This is a genomic window from Mesorhizobium sp. M2E.F.Ca.ET.209.01.1.1 (genome assembly GCF_004010375.2).
Taxonomy (GTDB): Bacteria; Pseudomonadota; Alphaproteobacteria; order Rhizobiales; family Rhizobiaceae; genus Mesorhizobium.
Genome location: NZ_SADP02000031.1, coordinates 38,543 through 47,965 on the forward strand (window position 1 = coordinate 38,543; position 9,423 = coordinate 47,965).

The 9,423-nt window shown below is 63.9% G+C and carries 10 protein-coding genes; 6 read left to right on the top strand and 4 right to left on the bottom strand.

Translation table 11 applies throughout. The annotated features are described in order from the left end of the window. Positions 1-66: 66 nt before the first annotated feature. From EN852_RS32365 to EN852_RS32375, 3 genes are all read left to right on the top strand, one after another. The gene (locus tag EN852_RS32365; RefSeq protein WP_127879946.1) at positions 67-960 is read left to right on the top strand and encodes an SDR family oxidoreductase; all 894 of its coding nucleotides are present in this window, start codon (positions 67-69) and stop codon (positions 958-960) included. Between the two features lie 25 nt (positions 961-985). Continuing rightward, positions 986-1,198 (top strand): 4-oxalocrotonate tautomerase family protein, encoded by a 213-nt coding sequence (locus EN852_RS32370; protein ID WP_127879947.1) that lies wholly within the window; start codon positions 986-988, stop codon positions 1,196-1,198. Between the two features lie 150 nt (positions 1,199-1,348). Continuing rightward, positions 1,349-3,682 (top strand): response regulator, encoded by a 2,334-nt coding sequence (locus EN852_RS32375; protein WP_127879948.1) that lies wholly within the window; start codon positions 1,349-1,351, stop codon positions 3,680-3,682. Here EN852_RS32375 and EN852_RS32380 read toward each other — a convergent pair whose 3' ends face one another. The 3 genes from EN852_RS32380 to EN852_RS32390 all read right to left on the bottom strand — a co-directional run bounded on the left by EN852_RS32380 (position 3,683) and on the right by EN852_RS32390 (position 6,375). Next, positions 3,683-4,513 (bottom strand): lytic transglycosylase domain-containing protein, encoded by an 831-nt coding sequence (locus tag EN852_RS32380; protein ID WP_246694471.1) that lies wholly within the window; start codon positions 4,511-4,513, stop codon positions 3,683-3,685. It abuts the gene before it with no gap. Between the two features lie 178 nt (positions 4,514-4,691). Beyond that, a complete protein-coding gene (gene ispG, locus EN852_RS32385) occupies positions 4,692-5,942 on the bottom strand; it encodes a flavodoxin-dependent (E)-4-hydroxy-3-methylbut-2-enyl-diphosphate synthase (protein WP_127879950.1) in 1,251 nt (416 codons plus the stop codon). 253 nt (positions 5,943-6,195) lie between these two features. Further along, positions 6,196-6,375 (bottom strand): YdcH family protein, encoded by a 180-nt coding sequence (locus EN852_RS32390; protein ID WP_127879951.1) that lies wholly within the window; start codon positions 6,373-6,375, stop codon positions 6,196-6,198. 241 nt (positions 6,376-6,616) lie between these two features. On the opposite strand from EN852_RS32390, the gene EN852_RS32395 reads away from it, so the two are divergent. Then, positions 6,617-6,820, top strand: coding sequence for a DUF465 domain-containing protein (locus EN852_RS32395; RefSeq protein ID WP_040985243.1), 204 nt, complete (start codon positions 6,617-6,619; stop codon positions 6,818-6,820). A 24-nt stretch (positions 6,821-6,844) separates the two neighbouring features. Here EN852_RS32395 and EN852_RS32400 read toward each other — a convergent pair whose 3' ends face one another. Continuing rightward, entirely contained in the window at positions 6,845-7,645 is an 801-nt protein-coding gene (locus tag EN852_RS32400) for an IclR family transcriptional regulator (RefSeq protein WP_127879952.1), read from the bottom strand. Positions 7,646-7,809: 164 nt separating this feature from the next. Here EN852_RS32400 and EN852_RS32405 point away from each other — a divergent pair, with 164 nt between their 5' ends. Both EN852_RS32405 and EN852_RS32410 read left to right on the top strand, forming a co-directional pair. Continuing rightward, positions 7,810-8,640: a transporter substrate-binding domain-containing protein gene (locus tag EN852_RS32405; RefSeq protein WP_210238274.1), complete on the top strand. Its 831-nt coding sequence runs from the start codon at positions 7,810-7,812 to the stop codon at positions 8,638-8,640. A 117-nt stretch (positions 8,641-8,757) separates the two neighbouring features. After that, a complete protein-coding gene (locus tag EN852_RS32410) occupies positions 8,758-9,423 on the top strand; it encodes an amino acid ABC transporter permease (RefSeq protein ID WP_095816734.1) in 666 nt (221 codons plus the stop codon).

Genomic DNA, 9,423 nt, shown 5'->3' on the forward strand with positions numbered 1-9,423 from the left:
CAATTCCAGCAAAAGTGCGCAGCGGTTTTGCGTCCGGAATTGCGCAGAAACAGAAAGACGGCGGTCATGCAGCAGACAATTCTCATCACCGGCGCATCGAGCGGTTTTGGCGCCATGACGGCGAAGGCGCTCGCCAGGGCCGGCCACCGGGTCTATGCCTCGATGCGCGATCCGCAAGCGCGTGGAGGCGCCGCCGCGGCCGAGATCGAAAGACTGGCCCGCGACGAGAACCTGGCGATCCGCGCCATCGCGTTGGACGTGTTGTCGGAACCGTCGATCGAGGCGGCGGTAAAAACCATCCTGGCGGAAGCCGGCCGCATCGACGTCGTTATCCACAATGCCGGCCATATGGTGTTCGGGCCGACCGAGGCCTTCACGCCAGAGCAGCTGGCGCAGCTCTACGACGTCAATGTGCTGGGCACCCAGCGCGTCAACCGTGCGGTGCTTCCGCATATGCGCTCGCTCGGCCGCGCACTGATGATATGGGTCGGATCGAGCAGCACGCGCGGCGGCACGCCGCCCTTCCTCGCACCATATTTCGCCGCCAAGGCGGGCATGGATGCGCTGGCACAGAGCTACGCGCTGGAGCTTGCCCGTTTCGGGATCGAGACGAGCATCGTGGTGCCGGGCGCCTTCACCAAGGGCACCGAGCATTTCGCTCATTCCGGCAAGCCGGCCGACACCGGGCGCGCTGTCGCCTATTGGTCAGGCCCTTACGCGGGCGCGGATGAGCAGGCGCTCAAGGGTCTTGCCGGCCTGGAGCCCGCCGACGTCGACCCCTCCAAGGTCGCGCAGGCCATCGTCGATCTGGTGGCGATGCCGCATGGCCGCCGGCCGTTCCGCGTCCATATCGACCCGTCCGACGACGGGGCTGCCATCGTCAACGGCGTCGCCGACCGCGTCCGCGCTCAGCTTCTGGAGCGCATCGGCCTTGCCGACCTCCTTCATCCAAAGCCCTGAAACCCAACGCGAAAGGAACCGATAAATGCCCTTTGCCAACTTCAAGATGCCCGAAGCCGCTCTCACGAAGGCGCAGAAAGAAGACCTGGTCCACAAGACCACGCAGATGTTCGTCGACTTTTTCGGCGAAGGTGTGCGTCCCACCACGATGGTGCTGATCGAGGAGGTTCCCGATGGGGGCTATGGCCGCGCCGACGAGGTCTTCGTCATTCCCGACGCCTACCGGGCCAAGGAATAAGGTCTGAATTGACCAAAAGCGGGGCCGCTTGCAGAGCGGCCCCCCGACTTGATCCGTGAGCGCGGGGGAATCTCGCCCACCAACGAAATCTTAATGTAAATCAAGCGTAATCCCGACCATTAAAATTGTGCGTATGTGTTGGGGTTGCGCATGCCGGAATATTCTTCCTTCCTCCGGTCGATCCGGATCCGCTACATTTCGGGACTGCTTGTCTTCGCGCTGGCCTCGGCCGCCGTGATGTTCGCCCTCAACCGTGTGAATTCGTACCGCCACGAGGTCGATGCCCTCAGCGGCAATTTCGTCATCTTCGCCCGCGATCTGCGCAACGCCACCAATTTCGCCGAGACGACCGGCACCGCCTGGCGCAGCGAGACGCGCGATGCGCTGACCGCCGCCGCGCGCGGGCATTCGGAGCGGCTGACTGCCGAGATCGAGATCCTGAACACCCAGCTTGCCGCGATCAAGCCGCGCCTGTCCAGGAACACCATCAACACGCTGGATACCGCTTCGGTGAACAACGACCTGTTCTGGTCGGCACGCGACATGGTGCGCAACTTCAATTTGATGTCGACCGCCCAGAAGGTCGATGAATGGAGCTACCGCGAAATCCGCAATCAGAACGACCTGTTCGCCCAGCCGATGCTGGTCAAGGTGCGCACCGCGCTCGACGAGGAGCGTCGCCTCGCCGACGCTTCCAACGACCGGCTGCTGCTGTGGGCGAGCGGGTTGCTGTTTGCCGTGCTCGGCATCGCCGCGGTTCTGATCTTCCGGCCGATGGAGAATGCGATCCGGCGCGCCTTCGCCGAGAGCGCCGCGTCGCTGTTCAAGGCCGAGGCCGCCGATCGCGCCAAGTCGGAATTCCTCGCCAATATGAGCCATGAGATCCGCACGCCGATGAACGGCGTGCTCGGCATGGCCGAGCTGCTGGCCAAGACGGAGCTTACGCCGCGCCAGAAGACCTTCACCGACGTCATCGTCAAATCCGGCAACGCGCTGCTCACCATCATCAACGACATCCTCGATTTCTCGAAGATCAATGCCGGCCAGCTCACCCTCGACCCCGCTCCCTTCCGCCTGGCCGAAGCGGTCGAGGATGTAGCGACGCTGGTCTCGGCGCGCGTTGCCGAAAAGAACCTCGAGCTCATCGTGCGCGTCGATCCGCGCCTGCCGGCCTTCGTCGTCGGCGATGCCGGGCGCTTCCGCCAGATCGTCACCAATTTGCTCGGCAACGCCGTGAAGTTCACCGAGAAGGGCCATGTGCTGGTCGATGTCGGCGGCGATGTCGTGAACGGCGTGGTCCAGCTCAAGGTCCGCGTCGAGGACACCGGCATCGGCATCCCGGCCGAGAAGCTGCAAAGCGTGTTCGAGAAATTCGCCCAAGTCGACGGCTCCTCGACCCGCCGCCACGAAGGCACCGGGCTTGGCCTTGCGATCGCGGCCCGGCTCGTCGACCTGATGGGCGGCAAGATCGGCGTCGAAAGCGAGATCGGCCGCGGCTCCGTCTTCTGGTTCGCCGTGCCGCTGCCCGCGCACAACCAGGAAGCGGCCGACAAGCTGGTGCCGGTCGACGTCACGGGCGCCCGGGTGCTGGTCATCGACGACAATCCGGTCAACCGGGAGATCCTGCTGGAGCAGCTCAGAAGCTGGAGCTTCGACTGCGCGGCCGCCGAAAGCGGCGCCGTCGGCCTTGCCTTCCTCGACCGCGCCTGCCAGCTCGGCGCCTCTGTCGATTGCATCATCCTCGACTACCAGATGCCCGGCATGAACGGCGCCGATGTCGCTAAGGCGATCGCCTCGGACAGCCGTCTTTCCTCCATCCCGGTCGTGCTGCTCACCTCGGTCGACCAGGTCGATTTCGGCAGGATGGTCATCGATTTCGGCATCGTCGCGCATCTCACCAAGCCGGCGCGTTCGGCGGTGCTGCTGGGCACGGTGATCTCCGCCATCCAGAAGGCGCGCACGCAGGGCGCCAAGGCGCATTTCGTGCGCGAGCCGGTCGCGGCGCAGGCGGCGCCGCCGGCCTTCACCGTCATTCGCGGCCCGGCGGTGCCCGTGCCGGCGGCACTGGAATCGACCGCAGCGCCGAGCGGCCCGATCGATATCCTGATCGCCGAGGACAATGACGTGAACCAGCTGGTCTTCGGCCAGATCCTCAACGGTTTCGGGCTGAGCTACCGCATCGCCGGCAACGGCCGCACGGCGGTCGAAATGTACCGCGCGCTGCGTCCTCGCCTGGTGCTGATGGACGTCTCCATGCCGGAGATGAACGGCTATGAGGCAACCCGCGCCATCCGCGCGATCGAGGAACAGAACGGCGAGCGCACGCCGATCATCGGCGTCACCGCGCATGCGCTCAAGGGCGACCGCGAAAAATGCATCGAGGCCGGCATGGACGACTATCTGCCGAAGCCTGTCTCGCCCGATCGCCTCGGCGCCAAGATCGGCACCTGGCTCAGCGAGACCGTGGCGGCGAAGACGGCGTAGTCACCGGTTGCGCATCACCACGCAGGCGCCGCCGACGCTTTGCAGCTTCTCGCAGATGCCGTTGGCCTCGCCGCGCGAGTCGGCGCCGATCCTGACCGCGTAGATGCCGCGCCGGCCGATCGGCGTGCGCACCCGGCTCACCACCGGATCATGGCTGGCGAGCAGGGCCGGGAACCGGCTTTTGACTCTCAGCCATTGGCCGATCGCCGCCGAGCGGCGGAAATTGCCCGCCACCTGCACGCCCCACGGCTTGACGTTGATCGAGGCCATGGCGACGGTCCGCGACATGATTACCGGCAGCCTGCGGCAGGCGACCGCGAAGCTCATCTTGGGGTCGAGCGGCTGGACGGTGCCGGCATAGGATTTGTCGGAAAACTTGTCGACGGGTTCGCCCATGATGTCGAAGACATAGCTTTCCGTCTCCATCGGCAGGAAGCCGCCGGAATCCAGCCAACGCGACACACGGTTCTCGCCGGCATTATAGGCCGCGGCCGCGAGGCCGAGATTGCCGTAGCCTGCCCTCATCTCGGCAAGGTACTTCGCCGAGGCGGGAAGCGCCTGCTCGATGTCGAAGGAATTGGCCAGGCCGCGCATCTTGGCGGTGCCGGGCATGAATTGCGCGATGCCTTCGGCGCCGACCGGGCTCACCGCGTTCGGATCGAAGCGGCTTTCCTTCCAGATCAGCCTGGCGAAGAAATCCTTGGGCAGGCCATTCTGCTGGGCCTGGGCTTCGATCAGATCGCAGACACGGTTGATCAGCCGTTTTGCCGCGGACCGCGACTGCGGCGGATCGGCGAGCGCCTGACCAGCCCAAAGGAGCCAAACCGACATCACGCAAACGGCAACCGCCATGGCAAGGATTGAGCGCCGAGCCCGTGTCGAAAACCGCTCCGGCGAGCCAGATGATGGTGTCTTCGAGAACCGGAGCGGAGCGGACTGGTAGTCCGTGAGCACCGGAAGCACAGAAGACGCCTTCAGGTGGCCGCCGAAGTGGATTTTCGGCATGGGCTCATTCGGCCGCGGCTTTGCCGTGTCCGTACCGCTGCTCGATATAGTCGCTGACCATCTTCTCAAAATCCTGCGCGATGGACGGACCGCGCAGCGTCGCCGCCTTCTTGCCGTCGATGAAGACAGGCGCGGTCGGCGTCTCGCCTGTGCCGGGCAAGGATATGCCGATATCGGCATGCTTGGATTCGCCGGGGCCGTTGACGATGCAGCCCATCACCGCGACCTTGAGGTTCTCGACGCCGGGATATTTCTCGCGCCAGACCGGCATGTTCTTGCGAATATCGGCCTGGATGCTCTGGGCGAGTTCCTGGAACACGGTGGATGTCGTGCGGCCGCAGCCGGGGCAGGCGGCGACGATCGGCACAAACTGCCGGAAGCCCATGGTCTGCAAGAGTTCCTGCGACACCTGCACTTCGCGGGTGCGGTCGCCATTCGGCTCCGGCGTCAGCGAGATGCGGATCGTGTCGCCGATGCCCTGCTGCAGCAGGATGCCCATCGCCGCGGAAGAGGCGACAATGCCCTTGGTGCCCATGCCGGCTTCGGTGAGACCCAGGTGCAGTGCATGGTCGGAGCGGGTGGCGAGCTCGGTGTAGACGGCGATCAGATCCTGCACGCCGCTGACCTTGGCCGACAGGATGATCTTGTCGCGGCCAAGCCCGATCTCTTCCGCCATCTCGGCCGACAGGATGGCCGACTGGACGATCGCCTCGCGGGTCACTTCCTGCGCGGTGAGCGGCGAGCCCTTCGCCTGGTTGTCGTCCATCAGCCGGGTCAAAAGCTCCTGGTCGAGCGAGCCCCAGTTGACGCCGATGCGCACCGGCTTGTCGTGTTTGATCGCCATTTCGACGATCGCCGCGAACTGGCGGTCCTTCTTGTCCTTGAAGCCGACATTGCCGGGATTGATGCGGTATTTCGCCAGCGCCTCGGCGCAGGCCGGGTGATCGGCGAGGAGCTTGTGGCCGATATAATGAAAATCGCCGACCAGCGGCACATCGATGCCGAGCCGCAACAGCCTCTCGTGGATGCGCGGGACCGCCGCCGCGCTCTCGTCGCGGTCGACGGTGATGCGCACGATTTCCGAGCCGGCGCGATGCAGCGCCGCGACCTGGGCGACGGTCTGGTCGACATCGGCCGTGTCGGTGTTGGTCATCGACTGCACGACGACGGGCGCGCCGCCGCCGACGATCACACCGCCGACCGAAACGCCGACCGACGTCCGGCGCGGAAAGGGAGAGGAAAAATATCCGGTCATGCCGGCCGCCCTCATCTGAAAGTTCCGGGCATGAGGTGGCGGAGCAAAGATGGCTTGTCAATGGCAAGTAGCCGCAAGGCCGGCAAATCGACGGCCCGCGATCGGCGACCGCAGGTGGCCCACGCAACCCTCGGGCTACAAGATCCGCGCTAAAACGGTCGGCTGATTCAGTTAAAGGCAACAGGCCGGTGGCATGTCTTGCCACCGGTAGGTTGGCACCGCGGCGGGTGCGGTGATGTTGCCTAGGCTATGTTCAGTGTGCTGTGGGGCTTCCCTTCAGCTTTTCAATCTCGTCCTTGATTGCCAGCTTGCGTCGCTTGAGATTCACGATTTCGAGGTCGTCCACCGAAGGATGGTTCATCGCGTCGATAAGCTCACGCTCGATGTCACCGTGTTTCCGCTGCAACTCATCAAGATGGGATGCAAGAGACATGATTGGTTCTCCCTTTCATGGTTTCCTCGATTGCAGCCGTCGCAGGCACGTCCACCGCAGGTTGAGACTGTGACGGCACAATGACACTTTGCCACCAACCGATCTCGATGTCGAATGACACGTGGTAGCATTCCACGACAAAGTGAAATGTGATAAGGGCTGCGCGCCGGTCACAGACAGAAACCCGACCGGCCCCGCCCAGGCAGCCCGATTGGGCGACGCATACGCAAAACGGTAGATAATGTCCGAACAGGAACAGGCTGAAATACGCCTCGAATATTCCCGGCTCAAACAGGAACACGCCGATTTCGACGCCGCCATCAACGCGATGATCGCCACCGGCTGTGACCCGCTTCAGATCCAGCGCATGAAGAAGAAGAAGCTGATGCTGAAAGACCGGCTGTCGGCGCTGGAAGACCGCATCATTCCCGACATCATCGCCTGAGCGGACAGCTTCCGCGCTCGCCGTCTACGAGATCGAAAGCCGGGCGGCGCGCTCGCGCAGCAGCGCGACCAGTTCGTCAGTCCGCGCGTCCGATGTGTCGATCGGCACCACAAGGCACATCGTCGCCTCGACCTTGCCAGGCGCCGAGAACACGGGCGCTGCCAGGCATTTGGTGTAGGCATCGACCAGGCCCGACGTGACGCAATAGCCGGTGACGCGGGCCTTGCCGATGTCGTCGATGAAGTTGTCGAGCTCGATCTTGCGGCCGTCCGGCAGCACGAGATCGTCTTCCGTGACCATCGCCTCGATTCGGCTGCGATCAAAACCGGCCAGCAGCAACCGGCCCGAAGCAGTCCATGGCAGCGGGATCTGCAGGCCGGTGGCCGAGCTGATGCGGAATGGCCTCGTGCCCGGGCTGGAATGGATGATGGTGTATCGGCCGCTCTGCAGCATGCAGAGTTCCGACGTCTCGCCGGTCTCGCGTGACAGCGTGTCGACCTCCTGGCGGCCGCGCCTGAGCAGGTCGTTGCCGCGCATATAGGCCATGCCATAGAGATAGAGCTTCTTGCCAAAATAGACGCGATTGCCGTCGCCGGCCATTTCCAGGAGTCCCGCTTCGACCAACTCGCGCACCAGCGTGTAGGTGGTAGAGCGCGGCGCATTCAGCCCTTTGGCCAGCTCGCCGATGCCGATTGCGCGCTGGTTGGCGTGCAGGAATTCCAGGATGTTCAAGACCCTGTTGAGGCCCTTCTCGCGCGAGCCGGCCGGCCGCTCCTCCTGCGGGGCTTCCGCCGCCCAGCCGCTCATCGTTTCACCATCTTGCATTGTCGCTTCCTGATGCTAGTATCTGTCTTGTACAGGATACACACGTCTCTTGTAAGAGACAATCGCTGATTGCGATGCGTATTTCTGCTGCATTGGGGAACACACCATCAAAGGAGGTCGCCGTGAACGACACATCCGGCAGACGTGATTTTCTGAAACTGGGAATGGCGGGGCTGGCCACGGCCGGCGCACTCACCGCCATCAGCGCCGAGAAGGCCGCCGCGCAAGCCGCGTCCGACAGCGTGCTGCGCACCGCGCTCGACCGCGGCAAGCTGATCGTCGGCACCGGCAGCACCAACGCGCCGTGGCATTTCGAGAACGACGCCGGCGAATTGGTCGGCATGGACATCACCATGGGCCGCATCCTCGCCAAGGGCCTCTTCGACGACCCGACCAAAGTCGAGTTCGTCACCCAGGACCCGGCGCAGCGCATCCCGAACGTGACGACCAACAAGGTCGACATCACCATCCAGTTCATGACCATGACCGCGCAGCGCTCGCAGCTGATCCATTTCTCGCGGCCCTACTATGTGGAGGGTGTGGCGCTGCTGACGCTGCCCGGCTCCGAAAACAAGACATTCGACAAGCTCTTGGCCAATGGCGCCAACACCCGCGTTTCGATCCTGCAGAATGTCGATGCCGAAAGCTCGGTGCATTTCGCCTTGCCGCAGGCTCAGGTGCTGCAGATCGATACCCAGGCGAACGTGCTGCAAGCGCTGGAATCCAAGCGAGCCGACGCCGCGGCCGTCGATCTGTCGACCGTGCGCTGGCTCGCCTCGCGCAACCCGGACAAATATTTCGATGCCGGCAAGAGCTGGTACTCGATGCTCTACGGCGCCGCCGTCCGGCAAGGCGACCTCGATTGGCTGACCTTCGTCAACCAGACCTTCACTATCGCCATGTTCGGCCACGAGACGGCGCTCTACGATGCCGCCTTCAAGGAATATTTCGGCCAGGAGCCGCCGCCGCGCCATCCAGGCTTCCCGGTCATCTGACCTGGCCATACGACCAAGCCGGCGGAAGGGCGCGCGCTCTTCCGCCTGTTTTTCCTCGACATCGGCCACGCCGATGACGAACCTGTGTTCGTCACCGCGAGCCATTGAGACGGATGCATGGGCTACACGCTCAATTTCAACCTGATCTGGCGGCATTTCGACAAGCTGTGGGGCGGCTTGCTGCTCAGCCTCGAGCTCGCCGTGATCTCGATCGCCATCGGCATCGTCATCGGGCTGGTGCTGGCGGTCTGGTACGTCTCGGCCGGGCGCGTCGTGCGCACGATCATCGCGGCCTATGTCGAATTCATCCGCAACGTGCCGCTGATCCTGCTGGTCTATCTCGTCTTCTACGGTGTGCCGACCGTCATAGACCTCGCCTACAGCGCGCCCACCTCTTTTGTCGTGACGCTGTCGGTCTATAGCGGCGCCTATCTGGTCGAGGTGTTCCGCTCCGGCCTGGAGGCCGTGCCCCGAGGCCAGCTCGATGCCGGCAAGGCGATCGGCCTGACCCCCTGGCAGCGCCTGGTCCACGTACGCCTGCCGACGATGCTGCGCATCACACTGCCGGCCCTGTCCAATACCTTCATCTCGCTGTTCAAGGACACCTCGATCGCTTCGGTCATCTCCGTGCCCGAGCTGACCTATGGCGCCCAGTGGATCAACTTCAACACATTCCGCATCGTCGAGGTCTATCTGGTGACAACGGCGATGTATCTGGTTACCGGCTATGCGCTGCTGTTCGCGCTCAGGCTGGTCGAACGCCGGTTCAGGGCGGCGCGCTGA

Excerpts from the sequence above, each read along its gene's own strand:
- EN852_RS32405 (WP_210238274.1), top strand. The coding sequence starts at position 7,810 with ATGGCGGGGCTGGCCACGGCCGGCGCACTCACCGCCATCAGCGCCGAG.
- EN852_RS32410 (WP_095816734.1), top strand. The coding sequence starts at position 8,758 with ATGGGCTACACGCTCAATTTCAACCTGATCTGGCGGCATTTCGACAAG.
- ispG (WP_127879950.1), bottom strand. The coding sequence starts at position 5,942 with ATGACCGGATATTTTTCCTCTCCCTTTCCGCGCCGGACGTCGGTCGGC.
- EN852_RS32370 (WP_127879947.1), top strand. The coding sequence starts at position 986 with ATGCCCTTTGCCAACTTCAAGATGCCCGAAGCCGCTCTCACGAAGGCG.
- EN852_RS32375 (WP_127879948.1), top strand. The coding sequence starts at position 1,349 with ATGCCGGAATATTCTTCCTTCCTCCGGTCGATCCGGATCCGCTACATT.
- EN852_RS32395 (WP_040985243.1), top strand. The coding sequence starts at position 6,617 with ATGTCCGAACAGGAACAGGCTGAAATACGCCTCGAATATTCCCGGCTC.
- EN852_RS32390 (WP_127879951.1), bottom strand. The coding sequence starts at position 6,375 with ATGTCTCTTGCATCCCATCTTGATGAGTTGCAGCGGAAACACGGTGAC.
- EN852_RS32365 (WP_127879946.1), top strand. The coding sequence starts at position 67 with ATGCAGCAGACAATTCTCATCACCGGCGCATCGAGCGGTTTTGGCGCC.
- EN852_RS32400 (WP_127879952.1), bottom strand. The coding sequence starts at position 7,645 with ATGCAAGATGGTGAAACGATGAGCGGCTGGGCGGCGGAAGCCCCGCAG.
- EN852_RS32380 (WP_246694471.1), bottom strand. The coding sequence starts at position 4,513 with ATGTCGGTTTGGCTCCTTTGGGCTGGTCAGGCGCTCGCCGATCCGCCG.